The sequence below is a fragment of the Pseudomonas lactucae genome (assembly GCF_016937615.1).
Taxonomy (GTDB): Bacteria; Pseudomonadota; Gammaproteobacteria; order Pseudomonadales; family Pseudomonadaceae; genus Aquipseudomonas; species Aquipseudomonas lactucae.
This window is the reverse complement of record NZ_JAFHKI010000013.1, coordinates 101,070-118,888: the sequence shown is the minus strand read 5'-3', so window position 1 is coordinate 118,888 and position 17,819 is coordinate 101,070. Positions and strand designations below refer to the sequence as shown.

Sequence of the window (17,819 nt, the reverse complement as noted above, 5' to 3'; positions counted from 1 at the left end):
AATCTGCCGATGGTCGGCCAGCCGGTGATGCGCGGCCCGCTCGCCGAAGAGGCCGGCGGCATCGCCGAGGGCGACGACGGCGTGCCCGTGGAAGGCTCCAGCGCCACTCCGCCGACCGTGACCACCACCGCGCCGCCTGCGGGCGTGCCAGCGGGTCAACCGGCCGCCAAGCCAGTGCCGACGCCGACACCTGCGCCGACGGTCGCGACCGCCAAGCCGGCACCGGTTGCCAAGCCTGTGGCACCGGCTCCCGCCGCCAAACCGGCGCCTGCGGCCAAGCCTGCGGAAAAACCGGTCACCGTCGCCAAGGCCGGCGCTGCTGGCGGTAGCTGGTACGCCAGTCAGCCAAGCGGCAACTTCGTGGTGCAGATCCTCGGCACCAGCTCCGAAGCCAACGCCCAGGCGTTCGTGAAAGAGCAGGGCGGCGAGTATCGTTATTTCAAGAAAGTGCTCAACGGCAAGCCTCTCTACGTGATCACCTACGGCAACTTCGCAAGCCGCGCCGCCGCCGATTCTGCGATCAAAGCCTTGCCAGCGAAGGTTCAGGCTGGTAAACCTTGGCCTCGCACTGTCGCCAGCGTTCAACAAGAACTCGCGACAACTCGCTGATGATCCGGCGGCCTTACCCAGGCCGCCCTCCCGGCACCTCAAAATTAAAACCGCAAGTGCGTGCGACCTCTACAGGCCGCGCGCTTTGTGGTGTCTGCGTCATAGTAGCTTTTGAGTCGTAGCGGTCAGAATTAAAAAAGTTTTGACTAGCACAGCATATCGCTTTAAACCTTTCATAAATGCGACATAGATTTGCGACATTTCGTCGCTAAATTTGTGAGCCTCTGTGTCGGTGTGTACAATGACCTCCCTTTTGCCCCCGCTAAGCCGGCGTACGTTCGGCGTGGAAGGTAACCGGTTGAATTGAAAAGAAATTTGCCTCGGTATAAGAGGCAGCCTGGTGAGAAAGTGTCTATGAAAGCAGGTCTGTACCAACCCGATGAATTCAAGGATAACTGCGGTTTCGGCCTGATAGCCCATATGCAGGGCGAGCCCAGTCATACCCTTTTGCAAACGGCCATCGAGGCCCTGACCTGCATGACCCACCGCGGTGGGATCAACGCCGACGGCAAGACCGGTGACGGCTGCGGCTTGCTGATTCAAAAGCCCGACCTGTTCCTGCGCGCCGCCGCCAAAGAGCATTTCGCGATCGACCTGCCCAAGCAGTACGCCGTGGGCATGGTGTTTTTCAACCAGGACCCGATCAAGGCCGAAGCTGCTCGCGAGAACATGAACCGCGAGATCATCGCTGCCGGCCTGCAACTCGTCGGCTGGCGCAAAGTGCCGATCGACACCAGCGTGCTCGGCCGCCTGGCCCTGGAGCGCCTGCCGCAGATCGAACAAGTGTTCATCGCGGGCGACGGCCTGAGCGATCAGGACATGGCGATCAAGCTGTTCACTTCGCGTCGTCGCTCGTCCGTGGCCAACGCCGCCGACACCGACCACTACATCTGCAGCTTTTCCCACAAGACCATCATTTACAAAGGCCTGATGATGCCGGCGGACCTCACCGCCTTCTATCCGGACCTGAGCGATGAGCGCCTGCAAACCGCAATCTGCGTATTCCACCAGCGCTTCTCCACCAACACCCTGCCGAAATGGCCGCTGGCCCAGCCGTTCCGCTTCCTCGCCCACAACGGCGAGATCAACACCATCACCGGCAACCGCAACTGGGCCGTGGCCCGTCGCACCAAGTTCGCCAACGACTTGATGGACCTGGAAGAGCTCGGCCCGCTGGTCAACCGCGTGGGTTCCGACTCCTCCAGCATGGACAACATGCTCGAACTGATGGTCACCGGCGGCATCGACCTGTTCCGTGGCGTGCGCATGATCATTCCGCCTGCGTGGCAGAACGTCGAGACCATGGACCCGGACCTGCGTGCCTTCTACGAGTACAACTCGATGCACATGGAGCCGTGGGACGGCCCGGCCGGCGTAGTCATGACCGACGGTCGCTACGCGGTGTGCCTGCTCGACCGTAACGGCCTGCGCCCGGCGCGTTGGGTCACCACCACCAACGGCTTCATCACCCTCGCGTCGGAAATCGGCGTGTGGAACTACCAGCCCGAAGACGTGATTGCCAAAGGCCGTGTCGGCCCAGGTCAGATCCTTGCCGTGGACACCGAAACCGGGCAGATCCTCGACACCGACGCCATCGACAACCGTTTGAAGTCACGTCATCCGTACAAGCAATGGCTGCGCAAGAACGCCCTGCGCATCCAGGCGACCATGGAAGACAACGACCACGGTTCGGCCTTCTACGACATCGACCAGCTCAAGCAGTACATGAAGATGTACCAGGTCACGTTCGAAGAGCGCGACCAGGTGCTGCGTCCGCTTGGCGAGCAAGGCTACGAGGCGGTCGGCTCCATGGGCGACGACACGCCGATGGCCGTGCTGTCCCAGCGCGTGCGCACGCCGTACGACTATTTCCGCCAGCAGTTCGCCCAGGTGACCAACCCACCGATCGACCCGCTGCGCGAAGCCATCGTGATGTCCCTGGAAGTGTGCCTCGGTGCCGAGCGCAACATTTTCCAGGAATCGCCTGAGCATGCCTCCCGCGTGATCCTCAGCTCGCCGGTGGTTTCCCCGGCCAAGTGGCGCTCGCTGATGAACCTGGATCGCCCAGGCTTCGACCGCCAGATCATCGACCTGAACTACGACGAGAGCCTCGGCCTTGAAGCCGCGGTGCGCAACGTCGCCGACCAGGCCGAAGAAGCCGTGCGCGCCGGGCGTACCCAGATCGTGTTGACCGACCGCCACATCGCGCCGGGCAAGTTGCCGATCCACGCCTCGCTCGCCACCGGCGCGGTGCACCACCGCCTGACCGAAAAAGGCCTGCGCTGCGACTCCAACATCCTCGTCGAAACCGCCACCGCCCGCGACCCGCACCACTTTGCGGTGTTGATCGGCTTCGGCGCTTCGGCGGTGTACCCGTTCCTCGCGTACGAAGTGCTGGGTGACCTGATCCGTACCGGTGAAGTACTGGGCGACCTCTACGAGGTGTTCAAGAACTACCGCAAGGGCATCACCAAGGGTCTGCTGAAGATCCTGTCGAAGATGGGCATCTCTACCGTTACCTCGTATCGCGGTGCGCAACTGTTCGAAGCCATCGGCCTGTCCGAAGAAGTCTGCGACCTGAGCTTCCGTGGCGTGCCAAGCCGCATCAAGGGCGCACGTTTCGTCGACATCGAAGCCGAACAGAAAGCCCTGGCAGCCGAAGCCTGGAGCGCGCGCAAGCCGATCCAGCAAGGCGGTCTGCTCAAGTTCGTGCACGGTGGCGAATACCACGCCTACAACCCGGATGTGGTCAGCACCCTGCAAGCCGCTGTACAGCAGGGCGACTACGCCAAATTCAAGGCCTACACCGCGCTGGTGGATAACCGCCCGGTGTCGATGATCCGCGACCTGTTCAAGGTCAAGACCTTGGACACGCCGTTGGCCATCAGCGAAATCGAACCGCTGGAATCGATCCTCAAGCGCTTCGACTCCGCCGGTATTTCCCTGGGCGCCCTGTCGCCCGAGGCACACGAAGCCCTGGCCGAAGCCATGAACCGCCTGGGTGCGCGTTCCAACTCCGGCGAAGGCGGCGAAGACCCGGCGCGCTACGGCACCATCAAGAGCTCGAAAATCAAGCAGGTCGCCACCGGTCGTTTCGGTGTGACCCCGGAATACCTGGTCAACGCCGAAGTGCTGCAGATCAAGGTCGCCCAGGGCGCCAAGCCCGGTGAAGGCGGCCAGCTGCCAGGCGGCAAGGTCAACGGCCTGATCGCCAAGCTGCGTTATGCGGTGCCGGGCGTGACCCTGATTTCGCCACCGCCGCACCACGACATCTATTCGATCGAAGACTTGTCGCAGCTGATTTTCGACCTCAAGCAAGTCAACCCGCAGGCCCTGGTCTCGGTGAAACTGGTGGCGGAAGCCGGCGTGGGCACCATTGCCGCCGGTGTGGCCAAGGCCTATGCCGACCTGATCACCATCTCCGGCTACGACGGCGGCACCGGCGCTTCGCCGCTGACCTCGATCAAGTACGCCGGTGCGCCATGGGAACTCGGCCTGGCGGAAACCCACCAGACTCTGCGCGGCAACGACCTGCGCGGCAAGGTGCGGGTACAGACCGACGGCGGCCTGAAAACCGGCCTGGACGTGATCAAGGCTGCGATCCTCGGCGCCGAAAGCTTCGGCTTCGGCACCGCGCCGATGATCGCCCTGGGCTGCAAATACCTGCGCATCTGCCACCTGAACAACTGCGCGACGGGCGTTGCGACTCAGAACGAAAAGCTGCGTAAAGATCACTACATCGGCACCGTCGACATGGTGGTGAATTTCTTCACCTACGTCGCCGAAGAGACCCGTGAGTGGCTGGCCAAGCTGGGTGTGCGTTCGCTGGAAGAGCTGATCGGGCGTACCGATCTGCTGGAAATCCTCGAAGGCCAGACCGCCAAGCAGCATCACCTGGACCTGACGCCGCTGTTGGGCAGCGATCACATTCCTGCCGACAAGCCGCAGTTCTGTGGCGTTGAGCGCAACCCGCCGTTCGACAAAGGCCTGCTGGCCGAGAAGATGGTCGCGATGGCCGGTTCCTCGATCAGCGACGCCAGCGGTGGTGAATTCGCCCTGGATATCTGCAACTGCGACCGTTCCATCGGCGCACGCGTCTCCGGCGAAATCGCGCGCAAGCACGGTAACCAAGGCATGGCCAAGGCACCGATCACCTTCCGCTTCAAGGGCACCGCGGGCCAGAGCTTTGGCGTGTGGAACGCCGGCGGCCTGCACATGTACCTGGAAGGCGACGCCAACGACTACGTGGGCAAGGGCATGACCGGCGGCAAGCTGGTCATCGTTCCGCCCAAAGGCAGCGTGTACAAGACCCAGGACAGTGCCATCATCGGCAACACCTGCTTGTACGGCGCCACCGGCGGCAAGCTGTTCGCCGCGGGTACGGCCGGTGAGCGTTTCGCCGTGCGTAACTCCGGTGCCCACACCGTGGTGGAAGGCACTGGCGATCACTGCTGCGAGTACATGACCGGGGGCTTTGTCGCGGTACTGGGCAAGACCGGCTACAACTTCGGCTCGGGCATGACCGGCGGTTTCGCGTACGTGCTCGACCAGGACAACACCTTCGTCGACAAGGTCAACCACGAGTTGGTCGAGATCCAGCGGATCAGCGGCGAAGCCATGGAGTCCTACCGGAACCACTTGCAGCACGTGCTGGACGAGTACGTCGAGGAAACCGGCAGCGAATGGGGTCGTAACCTCGCCGAGAACCTCGATGATTACCTGCGTCGTTTCTGGCTGGTCAAGCCCAAGGCTGCCAACCTGAAATCGTTGCTTTCCAGCATCCGTGCCAACCCGCAGTGATATGCGCCTGAAGAGTTTGATGAGGTTTTTTTAACATGGCTGAACGTCTGAATAACGACTTCCAGTTCATCGATGTCGGGCGCAAAGATCCGAAGAAGAAACTGTTGCGTCAACGCAAGAAAGAGTTCGTGGAAATCTACGAGCCCTTCAAACCCCAGCACTCGGCCGACCAGGCCCACCGCTGCCTGGGGTGCGGTAACCCGTATTGCGAATGGAAGTGCCCGGTGCACAACTTCATTCCCAACTGGCTCAAGTTAGTGGCCGAGGGCAACATCCTCGCGGCCGCCGAGCTGTCGCACCAGACCAACACCCTGCCGGAAGTCTGCGGCCGGGTGTGCCCGCAGGACCGTCTGTGCGAGGGTGCGTGCACCCTCAACGACGGCTTCGGCGCGGTGACCATCGGTTCGGTGGAGAAGTACATCACCGATACCGCGTTCGCCATGGGCTGGCGCCCGGACATGTCCAAGGTCAAGCCGACCGGCAAGCGTGTCGCGATCATCGGCGCGGGCCCTGCCGGCCTGGGTTGTGCCGACGTGCTGGTGCGCGGCGGCGTGACCCCGGTGGTGTTCGACAAAAACCCGGAAATCGGCGGCCTGCTGACCTTCGGCATCCCCGAGTTCAAGCTGGAAAAAACCGTACTGAGCAACCGTCGTGAAGTGTTCACCGGCATGGGTATCGAGTTCCGTCTCAATACCGAAATCGGCAAGGACATCACCATGGAACAACTGCTCGCCGAATACGATGCCGTGTTCATGGGCATGGGCACCTACACCTACATGAAGGGCGGTTTTGCCGGTGAGGACCTGCCGGGCGTGTATGACGCGCTCGACTTCCTGATCGCCAACGTCAACCGCAACCTGGGCTTTGAAAAGTCGCCGGAAGATTTCGTCGATATGAAAGGCAAGAAGGTCGTGGTGCTCGGCGGTGGCGACACCGCGATGGACTGCAACCGCACCTCGATCCGCCAGGGCGCCAAGTCGGTGACCTGTGCCTACCGTCGTGACGAAGCCAACATGCCCGGCTCGCGTAAAGAGGTGAAGAACGCCAAGGAAGAAGGCGTGAAATTCCTCTACAACCGCCAGCCGATTGCGATTGTGGGTGAAGACCGCGTCGAAGGCGTGAAGGTGGTCGAGACCCGTCTCGGCGAACCGGATGCCCGTGGCCGTCGCAGCCCCGAGCCGATCCCGGGTTCCGAAGAGATCATCCCGGCCGACGCCGTGGTCATCGCCTTCGGTTTCCGCCCAAGCCCGGCGCCGTGGTTCGAGCAGTTCGAAATCCAGACCGACAGCCAGGGGCGTGTCGTGGCCCCGGAACAAGGCCAGTACAAGCATCAGACCAGCAACCCGAAGATCTTCGCCGGCGGCGACATGGTGCGCGGCTCTGACTTGGTGGTAACCGCGATCTTCGAAGGCCGCAACGCCGCCGAAGGCATCCTGGATTATCTGGGCGTCTGACGACGCCCGCTTCGAGCTATAAGCTGCAAGCGGCAAGTTGAAGCAACAGCGCTTTTCACTTGCAGCTTGTAGCTTGTCGCTAGTCACTGTCTTTCTCCGTCTCGCTCTGAGAAAATGCCCGCACTTTTTTTGCGGATGCCGACATGACTGCCCTCAAGAACGACCGTTTCCTTCGTGCCCTGCTCAAGCAACCCGTAGACGTCACCCCGGTGTGGATGATGCGTCAAGCCGGTCGCTACCTGCCGGAATACCGCGCCAGTCGCGCCAACGCCGGTGATTTCATGAGCCTGTGCATGAACCCGGAGTTCGCCTGCGAAGTCACGATGCAGCCGCTGGATCGCTACCCACAACTGGATGCGGCCATCCTCTTCTCCGATATCCTCACCATCCCTGACGCCATGGGCCAAGGCCTGTACTTCGAAACCGGCGAAGGCCCGCGCTTCAAGAAAGTCGTCAGCACCCTGGCCGATATCGAAGCCCTGCCGATCCCTGACCCACACAAAGACCTGGGCTACGTGATGGACGCCGTGAGCACCATCCGCCGCGAGCTGAACGGCCGCGTGCCGCTGATCGGTTTCTCCGGCAGCCCCTGGACCCTGGCCACCTACATGGTCGAAGGCGGCTCGTCGAAAGACTTCCGCAAGACCAAAGCCATGCTCTACGACAACCCGCAAGCCATGCACCTGTTGCTGGACAAGCTGGCGCAGTCGGTCACGTCCTACCTCAACGGTCAGATCATGGCGGGTGCCCAAGCAGTACAGATTTTCGACACCTGGGGTGGCAACCTGTCGGCGGCGGCGTACCAGGAGTTCTCCCTGGCCTACATGCGCAAGATCGTCAGCGGCCTGATCCGTGAACACGAAGGCCGCAAGGTTCCGGTGATCATGTTCACCAAAGGCGGCGGCCTGTGGCTGGAAAGCATCGCTGACGCGGGCGCCGATGCATTGGGCCTGGACTGGACCTGCGACCTCGGCGAAGCGCGCCGTCGCGTCGGCAACCAGGTTGCCCTGCAAGGCAACATGGACCCGACCGTGCTGTACGCCAAGCCAGAAGCGATCCGCGCCGAAGTCGGACGCATTCTGGCCAGCTATGGCAAGGGCACCGGTCATGTGTTTAACCTGGGTCATGGCATTACGCCTGAAGTGAATCCTGAGCATGCCGGGGCTTTCCTGCAGGCGGTGCATGAGTTGTCCGCGCAATATCACGTGTAGTCCCAAGGATTTACGTCATCACCCTCTTTCAATAAGAGGGTGATGTTGTCACTGATAACTTGAAAAAACTGTTTATGGCTGGGCGGATTTCTTATCGCCTGGCCACAATTCGTTTAAATTGTTTCAGTGCGTAGGACTATTCCTGCTCTAACGTGGTGTTTTTGTTTTTTGAGAGAATTCGGTTGGTAATATTCAACTATTCCTACATTAATTAATTTCTCTATCCGTAAAATTCGATCCCGAACGTAGTACAGAAACCTTAAAAAACGTATTCCATATTTTCGGATGTGGTTTTTATTGTCTGGTTAAGTAGGGCTCGAATTTAATGATGAAAAAAGACCTGTCACGTTGGGGCGGTGTTTCTTCGCTGGCGTTGTTAAGTGCATTGTTGATACCCGCTCAGAGTGCACAGGCGCATGGTTATCTGAACGATCCACCTTCACGCGCCTTCCAATGCCAGAAAGGCCTGAACAAAGATTGCGGCGGCGCGCAATACGAGCCGCAAAGTGTGGGTGAAACCTTCAAAGGGTTTCCCGCCGGGGTAGGCGGTGCTCCGTTGCAGGGCCCTATGGACGGCAAGATCGCCAGCGGTGGTATCGGCCTGTTCTCGGCCATGGACGCCCAATCCGCCAATCGTTGGTACCAGACCGAAATCAAAGACAGAAACATCAACTTCGACTGGAAATACACGGCGGCGCACCCAGCCACCAAACATGAGTACTTCATTACCCGTAATGGCTGGAACCCCAACGAACCGCTCAAGCGTGCATCGTTTGACGGTACGCCATTCTGTGCGGTGGATGGTGGCAATGTGCTTCCCGTCAGTGGCGACAAGCATGCCTGTGTGATCCCCCAGGATAAGAGTGGGCCACATGTGATCCTAGGCGTCTGGACGGTCGGTGATACCGACGCGGCCTTCTATAACGTGGTCGATGTGAACATCCTGGCGGAGCCCGAGTTGCCGGGCGGTTGGAGCGCCGTTGGTAGCATCGCGCCATCCGCTACGTTGCTGGTGGGTGACAAGGTCAAGGCCCGGGCTTTCAGCGCTAGTGGCGAGAGCGCGGCCTATTCGGTTGAAATCACGATTGATAGCGTCGACGAGGGTCAACCGCAGAACTGGTCGTTCAAGCTGGCTGAAAAGGTCAATCAGTCCCAGACCCTGATCCAGGCGGGCATTCGCGATGAGCAGGGCAATATTGCCCCTGTCAAAGGCAGCAACAATCTGTTCGCTCAAAAGGACAGCGGCGTTATTCGCTATGAGCTGACCCTGGACGTCAAGGAGGACACGCAGGCGCGCATGGCGTTGTCCGCAATCGCCAGCGAGTACGTATTGGACAAGGGCCGCGCAAAGGTACGCTTTGCGATGATCGCCAACCGCGACATGAACGTCGAAGCCACGCTGTTCGATGCCAACAACAAGTCGGTCGGCACGCTCAAGGCCCTCGCGCAGGGCTACAGCAACTGGCTGGAAATGGACGTGCGTAGCGAGCCGGGCACGCATCATATGACGCTGCTGGGCACCACGGTCGATGGGCGTACCACGCGCCAGGATACCCAGCCTGTGAACCTGACGGGTGAAGGCGGGGCGAAGGACTATCACTTCGTCTTCCCTGAAGGGCTGGCAAGCTACGAAGCGGGTACCCGCGTATTGCATTCGAAAACGGGTGAAGTTTATGAGTGCAAACCGTTCCCTGCGTCGGGTTACTGCAAACAATACCTGCCCACTGCCAACGGCTTCGAACCGGGGGTAGGCCATCACTGGCAGGCGGCGTGGGATCAACTTTGATTCATTAGTCAACTAAGCCCAGGCAAGTTGTATCGAACTTGCCTGGGTGTTTTTTCTTATATGAATACTTTTTTAACAGGCTGTATTAATTGATGGCGCCTCTAGGTTGGTCCGTTGCCAGGACTTTCGTGGGTCTCTGTTACTTGATGCTATTTGTTTCAAGGTTTTGATTTCTCGCTATGAAGCCGACCGTATTGTTGCTGCTATTGCCTTTAAGCTATGGGCTCACGCTCGCCTATCAAGAATGGCAGTTGCGCCAAGCGTCGATTACATCTGTGCCGACGGCGCCTCTGCCGGTAGCCGCGGCACCGCAGGCCGTCACGCTCAATCCCCTTGCAGTGGCGACAGTGTTTGGCCTGGCGACCCAAGGCAGTCGCTTGAACAGTGCCGAGCCGCTGACACTGCGGGCCATTGTAGTTGCCAACGACAGCGATTCGCGCGCGCTTTTGGACGGCCCTGACGGGGCGCGGTTTTACCGTACCGGCGAGCGCTTGCCGGGAGGCAGCGTGCTGCGTCGCATCGAGACGGCGCAGGTGGTGTTGTGGCGCCAGGGGCGTGAAGAGTCGCTGAACCTGCACAGGGCAAGCACCGGGCGATTTCTTCAGCTTGCGCAGGTGCAGAGCTCGGCCGCCACCGTTCATTTACGGCCTACGGTCGAAAAAACCAGGAGTCACTAGGCCCATGAGTACCCTGAAAGGCGCTGTCGGGGCATTGATGCTAGGCATGTTGTGGTATGCCGGGCAATCGTTGGCAGCAGAGCAACGCTGGCAGTTGGCGATGAACGATGCCGAGCTGCGCGATGTCGTGGAGGAGATGTCGAGTATCCTCGACACCACGGTGATCCTGGACCCGACGGTCCAGGGACGCATCAGCGTGGTGTCGCGTCAGGCGTTGGATCGCGAGGGTGTGCGACGACTGTTTTACAGTGTGCTCGATGCCCATGATTTTACGGTGATCGACCAAGGCGACCAGTTGCTCATCATTCCGGCAGCCCAGGCCAAGAGCCAGTCCGGTGATGCCGACGCGCAGGTATCGGCTGCACAGCAGTTCGTCACTCAAGTCATTGCCTTGGGGGCCAGCAACGCAGCAGATCTGGCGGGACTGGTGCGGCCATTGATTTCGGCCAACGGTTACGTCGGTCCTTCGGTATCAGCCAATGCGTTGGTGATCACGGATACCGCTCGCAATGTGCGTCGTATTGGCGATGTCGTCCGGCAGTTGGATTCCGGTGCGAAGAATGCGCACGAACTGGTGGTCTTGCAGCATGGTGTGGCGGCAGATATTGCGCGCCTGATGGAGGCGTCCATCGGCAAGCAGAGTGCCGACAGTCCCATCCAGGTGCTGGCCGATACGCGTAGCAACCGGCTGGTGATCGTGGGCACGGCGGCTGCGCGCCAGCGTCTGGTGCAACTGGCGCGTAGCCTGGATACGGCGACGCCCGCCCGCCTGGACAATGCCCGCGTCATCCGCCTGCGCTACAGCGACGCCAAGCAATTGGCCGAGGTGCTGGATTCCATGGGGCAAGGGATGAAAACCCAACCCTCCGGCGCAGCCCTGAAAGAATCGACGGCCAACGCGCCTTTCATGGTCAGGGCCGATGAAAGCCAGAATGCTCTGGTGGTCGTTGCCGAAGCGGTACAACTGGCCACCCTTGAGGGCATCGTGCGCGAGCTGGACCAGCCGCGCGCCCAAGTATTGATTCACGCCGCCATCGTTGAAGTCAGCGGTGATATCAGCGAGGCACTGGGGGTGCAATGGTCGTTCAATCGCGGTAGCAGCCAAGGGCTCGTGAACTTCCCCGGTACTGGTATCCCGATCCTTGGCGCGCTCAAGTTCGATGATAAAACCGTCGCGCCGGAGGGGGCCCTGCTCAAGCTGGGTGGCGATCGATTCGGTGCGTTGGTATCCGCCCTGGCCAGCAACACGCGTAGCAACCTGTTATCGACGCCGAGTCTGCTGACCCTGGACAACCAGGAGGCGGAAATCATCGTCGGTCAGAACGTGCCGTTCAAGACCGGCTCCTACGCGACCAACAGCAGCGGTGCGGATAATCCCTTCACTACGGTGGAGCGCAAGGACGTCGGGATCAGCCTCAAGATCAAGCCCTATATCAACGAGGGCTCGACCCTGCGCCTGGAAGTCGCGCAAGAGGTGTCCGATATCGCGCCTGCGGTCGCCGGCGTCGACTCCTCTGACCTGATCACCAACAAGCGCGCGCTCAAAAGCACGATCCTGGCGGATGATGGCGAGATCATCGTGATCGGTGGCCTGATCAAGGACAGCGTACGAACGCAGGCCAGCGGTGTGCCGCTGTTGCGTGACATTCCTTACCTGGGCGCATTGTTTCGCTGGAGCCGTGATACCCAGGTCAAGAGCAACCTGATGGTCTTCCTGCGCCCGACGATCGTCCGCAGTGGCCAGGACTTGTCCAGGCTCAGCCAGGAACGCTATCAGGACTTGCGCGGCGAGCGTCCACCTGGCGCCATGCAATTGCCCGATGAAGCGGCGCAATTGTTCGACCCGCGCCAGCGTCCCGGGGTCAGCCAATGAAGCCATTGCCCTTCGGGTTTGCCCGGCGTTTCGGTGTACTGATCGACGATGGACATTTAATGGTCCGTGGCGCTACGCCATTGAGCGCGATTACCGAGGCCCTGCGCCTGTGTGAGCAAGAACTGCCGCCACGCCTGGTGACTGACGAAGCGTTTGCTCTGGCGTTGGCGAGGATTTACAGCGAGGGGCAGGCGGCAGCTGAACAGGTCGCCCAAGGCTTGGACGAGGAACTGGACTTGTTCAGCCTGGTGGACCAGGTGCCGCAAACGGCCGACCTGCTGGAGCAGCAAGGGGATGCGCCGATCATTCGGTTGATCAACGCATTGCTCAGTGAGGCCGTGCGGGCAAAGGCCTCGGATGTCCACCTGGAGACCTTCGAGCACACGCTGGTAGTACGCATGCGCGTTGATGGGCAACTGCGCGAAATGCTGCGGCCACGGCGTGAGCTGGCGACCTTGCTGGTGTCGCGAATCAAAGTCATGGCACGCCTGGATATCGCCGAAAAGCGTGTGCCGCAGGACGGCCGCATGGCGCTGCGCCTGGCAGGGCATGAGGTGGACGTACGGGTATCCACCTTGCCTTCGGCTCACGGCGAACGTGTGGTACTGCGCCTGCTCGACAAACAGGCCGGGCGCCTGCAACTGGCGCGCCTGGGGATGTCGCCGAGTACCCTCAGTCAGTTGCAGCAATTGCTTGGCAGACCTCACGGGATCTTCCTGGTGACCGGCCCGACCGGTTCGGGCAAGACCACCAGCTTGTATGCCGCGCTGGCCCATCTCAATGACCAGACCCGCAACATCCTTACGGTGGAAGACCCGATTGAATATCACCTGCCGGGCATCGGCCAGACGCCGGTCAACCCCAAGGTCGACATGACGTTTGCGCGTGGCTTGCGAGCGATCCTGCGCCAGGATCCGGACGTGGTGATGGTGGGCGAGATCAGGGACAGTGAAACCGCCGAAATTGCCGTTCAGGCTTCCCTCACCGGGCACCTGGTGCTGTCGACGCTGCACACCAACAGCGCGATTGGCGCCGTCACTCGCCTGGTGGATATGGGCGTAGACGCTTATCTGCTGGCTTCGTCCCTGGTGGGTGTACTTGCGCAGCGCTTGTTACGCACGTTGTGCCCCGCCTGCAAGACCGCCGTGGCGGCCGATGCCGAGGTGTGCCGCCGGCTGGGGCTCGATCCTGCCCAGGCGCCGCGTGTGTTCAAGGCTGCGGGCTGCGAAAACTGCCGGCAGGGTTACTGCGGGCGTATCGGTATCTACGAACTGGTCACGGTTACGCCGGCACTGTCCGCATTGATACATCAGGGGGGCAGTGAGCAGGCGCTACTGGCCGAGGCACGGCGGTACTCGTGCAGCTTGTTCGAGGATGGTCGTCGGTGCGTGCTTGAAGGGCTGACCAGCGTGGATGAGTTGCTGCGGGTAACCCAGGAAGACTAGCCATGCCTACCTATGACTATCGCGCCCATGACCGATCTGGCCGTTCATGCAAGGGGCGCCAAGAGGCCGACAGCCCGCGCCATGCCCGGCAATTGCTACGTGAGCGTGGCCTGCTGCCGAGCCGCATGCGACTGGCAAGCGAACGCATGGGGGCTGGAGTGGGCGGGGCGACGAGAATGAGCGCTGCGGACCTGGCGCTGTTGACCTTGCAGTTATCGACCCTGGTCCAGGCCGGGCTTCCGCTGGAACAGGCACTGCAAGCGGTGGCCCAGCAAAGCCAGAGGCGCCGGGTCAGCACGATGCTCTCGCAGGTACGCGACCGGGTGATGGAGGGGCAATCCCTGGCTTCGGCCCTCGGCGCCTATCCCAGGGCCTTTCCTGATGTGTTGCGCGCCACCATTGCGGCGGGTGAGCGCTCTGGGTACTTGGGGCATGTCCTTGACCAGTTGGCGGCGTATACCGAAGCCCGTCAGGCGTCGCGCCAGAAGATCCAGTTGGCGCTGGTGTATCCGGCGTTGTTGATGTTTGCCTGCGTGGCCATCGTCGGTTTCCTGCTCGGCTATGTGGTGCCGGATGTGGTGAAAATCTTCGTCGACAGTGGCCAGCCGTTGCCCTGGCTGACCCAAGCGATGATCACCCTCAGCCAGGGTGTGCGCGGATATGCCTGGGTACTCGCGCTGATGCTGGCGGGCGCAGGCCTGCTGCTGCGTTGGAGCCTGCGTCAGCCGCACTGGCGCTGGCGGTGGCACCGCCTGATGCTGCGCCTGCCGTTGTTGGGGGGTGTGTTTCGTGAGATGGAGGCGGCCCGGTTCGCCAGTACCTTGGCCATCCTTGGCAAGAGCGCCGTGCCTCTGGTGGATGCGCTGGAAATTGCCGCGGCGGTAATCGGTAACGTGACTATCCGCAGCCGCATGTGCGATGTCGCGCGCTCGGTGCGAGAGGGCGGCACGTTGACCCGAGGCCTCGAGGCCGGTGGGGATATACCGCCGCTGATGCTGCACATGATTGCCAGCGGCGAACGCGCCGGTGAACTCGACAGGATGCTGGCGCGCGCCGCCGAGCAACAGGAAAAAAGCCTCGCCGCCCGCATCACGCTGGTGGTGAGTTTGTTCGAACCGGCAATGCTGGTGGTGATGGGCGGTGTGGTGCTGCTGATCGTCATGGCCATTCTGTTGCCGATCCTCAGCCTTAACCAACTGGTGAACTGAATGCCCAAGGGACAACGCGGTTTTACCCTGATCGAAATCATGGTGGTGGTGGTCATCATCGGGGTGCTGGGGGCCATTGTGGTGCCGCAGTTCATGGGGAGCCTGATCAGGCCAAGGTGACCGCGGCCAGGACCGATGTGCAGGCCGTCGCCACCAGCCTGGAGATGTACCGCCTCGACAATGGGCACTATCCGTCGACCCTGCAAGGCCTCGAGGCCTTGAGCAAACGGCCCGCGGGCAGCCCATCGCCGAGGCACTGGAACCCCCAGGGCTACCTGAAAAGTGTGCCGGTCGACCCTTGGGGTACGCCCTATCAATACCTGAACCCGGGCGTGCGTACCGTCAATGGTGGCTACGACCTGTATTCCCTCGGCGCCGATGGCGCGCCGGGCGGCGAGGGGCATGCCGCCGATATCGGTAACTGGGGAGACTGATCCAGTGCCCAGGTATAGCCGTGGTTTTACCTTGCTGGAACTGATGGTGGTGATTGCACTGGTCGGCATCGTGCTGGGCGCGATAAGCCTGGTGTCCGGGAATAACCCCGCTCGTCAGGCGCGGCAGGAGGCTTCGCAGTTAGTGCAACTGATCGAGCATTTGCGCGAGCAAGCGGTGATCGAAGGGCATGAATACGGCATTCGCGTGCGGCGCGACGAATTTCAGGCCTATCGCCTCGACCCCGAGGGTTGGCGCCCTGCGGGTGGGGCCCGGCTGCTGGAGGAAGGCGTGCAGTTGCACCTTGAACAGGAAGGGCGGCGCTCGAGCCTTGAAAGCTTCGCGCCGCAAGTGCTGATGCTCAGCAGCGATGAAGTCAGCGCGTTTGTCTTGTCCTTCGTATCCGAAGGGCAGGTGTGGACGCGCATTATCAGTGATGGGATCGGAGCGTTGTCCATTGAAAGCTAAGCACCGGCGGCGTCGCAATCGCCACGCGAGCGATCGTGGTTTCACCTTGCTGGAAGTCATGATCGCCTTGGTGATCTTCGCAACACTGGCCGGCGCCGTGATCACTGCCAGTCACTACTCGTTGCGCCAGAATGCACGACTGCAAGAGCTGGCACAGTGTGCCTGGGTGGCGGACAACCAACTGACTGAACTGCGTTTGCAGCCAGCCGCGTCGGGACATCAGCAACTGCTGCGGCGCTTCGATGGACGCGATTGGCTCGTCGATCAGGCGATAACCCCGACCACTGATGCTCGCCTGCTCAAAGTCGATATCAGCGTGAGTCCCGTCGGCAGTGATTTGCCGGTCTATCACACCCAGGGTTGGATACGCGCCGAGGATGAATAAGCAGGCGGGTTTCACCCTGTTGGAGCTGGTGATCGCATTGGCCATTTTCGCCCTGCTTGGGCTGGCCAGCGGGCGTCTGTTCGACACCGTGGTACGGGCGCAACAAGGCACTGCCAGTCATGAACAGGAACTGCGTCGCCTGCAACGCGCCATTGCGGTCATCGAGCGGGATGCCTTGCAAGTGGCTTCCTCGGTGTTTGCCCTTGGCCCCACCTCCCTGCAACTGCTGCGCACTCACTGGCGTAACCCGCAGGACTTGCCACGCAGTGAGCGCCAGCAAGTGCTCTATCGCCTGGACAATCAGGTGCTGTGGCGTGAAAGCCGAGGCTTGGAGTCGTCGAGGGTCGAGCGCCAGAAGTTGCTGGAGGACGTGCGCTTGTTGAATTGGCGCCTGTTTGACCCCGACACCGGCTGGAGCAATGTGTGGCCGGTGGGCAGGGGCGCTGCCCAGACGCCTCCTCAAGCACTCGAGCTGGTGTTGTCGGTCGGTCGCTTCGAGCAGATACGCCGCGTGTTGCTTCTGCCCCAGGGGCCGCCATGAGACAGCGGCAGCGGGGCGTCGCCCTACTCAGCGTGTTGCTGGTCATGAGTCTGGCGTTGTTGCTCACTGCGGGCATGCTGCGCAGCCATCATTTGATGGTGCAGAGCAGTGCCCGCCAGATCCACCAGTTGCAGCTGCGCCAGTTGGCGTTGTCGGCCGAGGCGTGGGCCATGGTGACACTGACGGCGCCGCACGATGACGCATCATCGTTGATCCACCACGCCAGGCATGGTCAAGCGCGGCCTGGCCCTTTGATGCGCACGGCGCGCGCGTCACGCTTGAGATCGAAGACCTTTCTGCACGCTTGAACATCAATGCCCTGCTTGGCACGGGGCAAGTGGATCAAGTCATCGAGCAGCGCTGGTTGCGTTTGCTCGCCTCCCTGGGGTTACCGGCGCTGGATCTACGTGCCGCAGGTGACGTGCCGGCGCAACGTGAACTGAGCCAGTTGCGCCTGCTGCCGGGCATTGACGGCCAGACGCTACGACGGCTGGAACCGTGGGTAGCGCTGCTGCCCAAGGACGCTAGCTTGAACATCAACACCGCTTTGCCGCAGATGCTGGCGACCCTGGAGGGTGTCTCGCCACCAACTGCCGTCGCCTTGGCCAGCCAACGCCCGGCAACTGGCTACGCGAGTGTGCAGGCATTCACCCGTGACCCGCTGATTGCCGGGTTGGGCGTGAGCGGCCATGGGCTGGGCATCAGCAGTCGTTGGTTTCGGATCAAGGTGGACGTGCGTCTGGGCACCGGCCGCTTGCATCTGGCCAGCGAGGTGGAGCGCGAGCTTAAAACCGGGCGCTGGCGCGTCGTACAACGTCGCTTTCCTGCGCCATCACTGAGCGAGACCTCATCATGAAAACCTGGCTTCATTTAAGCCCCGAGGGCCGTGTGGGAACGTTGAGCGAATGGCCTTGCTGTGTCTGGCGAGCG

The 17,819-nt window shown here is 61.4% G+C and carries 14 protein-coding genes and 1 pseudogene; all 15 read left to right on the top strand.

Going from position 1 to position 17,819, the window contains the following annotated elements; translation table 11 throughout:
- Positions 1 to 609: SPOR domain-containing protein (locus JWR98_RS03055; protein ID WP_205489262.1), on the top strand; the 609-nt coding region annotated here is incomplete at its 5' end.
- Between the two features lie 354 nt (positions 610 to 963).
- Positions 964 to 5,409, top strand: a complete 4,446-nt coding sequence (gltB, locus tag JWR98_RS03050) for a glutamate synthase large subunit (protein ID WP_205489261.1) — start codon at positions 964 to 966, stop codon at positions 5,407 to 5,409.
- Between the two features lie 35 nt (positions 5,410 to 5,444).
- Positions 5,445 to 6,863, top strand: coding sequence for an FAD-dependent oxidoreductase (locus JWR98_RS03045; protein ID WP_078731229.1), 1,419 nt, complete (start codon positions 5,445 to 5,447; stop codon positions 6,861 to 6,863).
- Between the two features lie 143 nt (positions 6,864 to 7,006).
- The gene (gene hemE, locus JWR98_RS03040) at positions 7,007 to 8,074 is read left to right on the top strand and encodes a uroporphyrinogen decarboxylase (protein WP_078731230.1); all 1,068 of its coding nucleotides are present in this window, start codon (positions 7,007 to 7,009) and stop codon (positions 8,072 to 8,074) included.
- 328 nt (positions 8,075 to 8,402) lie between these two features.
- The gene (gene gbpA, locus JWR98_RS03035) at positions 8,403 to 9,860 is read left to right on the top strand and encodes an N-acetylglucosamine-binding protein GbpA (protein ID WP_205489260.1); all 1,458 of its coding nucleotides are present in this window, start codon (positions 8,403 to 8,405) and stop codon (positions 9,858 to 9,860) included.
- Between the two features lie 179 nt (positions 9,861 to 10,039).
- Positions 10,040 to 10,537, top strand: coding sequence for a type II secretion system protein N (locus JWR98_RS03030; RefSeq protein WP_205489259.1), 498 nt, complete (start codon positions 10,040 to 10,042; stop codon positions 10,535 to 10,537).
- Positions 10,538 to 10,541: 4 nt separating this feature from the next.
- Positions 10,542 to 12,410 (top strand): type II secretion system secretin GspD, encoded by a 1,869-nt coding sequence (gene gspD / locus JWR98_RS03025; RefSeq protein WP_205489258.1) that lies wholly within the window; start codon positions 10,542 to 10,544, stop codon positions 12,408 to 12,410.
- On the top strand, positions 12,407 to 13,855 hold the full coding sequence (gene gspE, locus JWR98_RS03020) for a type II secretion system ATPase GspE (protein ID WP_078731234.1): 1,449 nt from the start codon (positions 12,407 to 12,409) through the stop codon (positions 13,853 to 13,855). The genes gspD and gspE overlap by 4 nt, the downstream gene beginning before the upstream one ends.
- Positions 13,856 to 13,857: 2 nt before the next feature.
- Entirely contained in the window at positions 13,858 to 15,063 is a 1,206-nt protein-coding gene (gene gspF, locus JWR98_RS03015; protein ID WP_078731235.1) for a type II secretion system inner membrane protein GspF, read from the top strand.
- Positions 15,064 to 15,497 (top strand): annotated as a pseudogene (gene gspG / locus JWR98_RS03010) (type II secretion system major pseudopilin GspG).
- 4 nt (positions 15,498 to 15,501) lie between these two features.
- Positions 15,502 to 15,963, top strand: a complete 462-nt coding sequence (gene gspH / locus JWR98_RS03005; RefSeq protein WP_179119873.1) for a type II secretion system minor pseudopilin GspH — start codon at positions 15,502 to 15,504, stop codon at positions 15,961 to 15,963.
- Complete coding sequence (gspI, locus tag JWR98_RS03000) at positions 15,953 to 16,348, top strand: type II secretion system minor pseudopilin GspI (RefSeq protein WP_225908518.1); 396 nt, start codon at positions 15,953 to 15,955, stop codon at positions 16,346 to 16,348. The genes gspH and gspI overlap by 11 nt, the downstream gene beginning before the upstream one ends.
- Positions 16,341 to 16,889 carry a type II secretion system protein GspJ gene (locus JWR98_RS02995; RefSeq protein WP_078731237.1) on the top strand — a complete coding sequence of 183 codons (549 nt, stop codon included), beginning with the start codon at positions 16,341 to 16,343 and terminating at the stop codon, positions 16,887 to 16,889. Before gspI ends, JWR98_RS02995 begins: the two co-directional genes overlap by 8 nt.
- The gene (locus JWR98_RS29945; RefSeq protein ID WP_341870851.1) at positions 16,886 to 17,197 is read left to right on the top strand and encodes a hypothetical protein; all 312 of its coding nucleotides are present in this window, start codon (positions 16,886 to 16,888) and stop codon (positions 17,195 to 17,197) included. Before JWR98_RS02995 ends, JWR98_RS29945 begins: the two co-directional genes overlap by 4 nt.
- Positions 17,194 to 17,745, top strand: a complete 552-nt coding sequence (locus JWR98_RS29940) for a type II secretion system minor pseudopilin (RefSeq protein WP_341870850.1) — start codon at positions 17,194 to 17,196, stop codon at positions 17,743 to 17,745. The genes JWR98_RS29945 and JWR98_RS29940 overlap by 4 nt, the downstream gene beginning before the upstream one ends.
- Positions 17,746 to 17,819 lie beyond the last annotated feature (74 nt).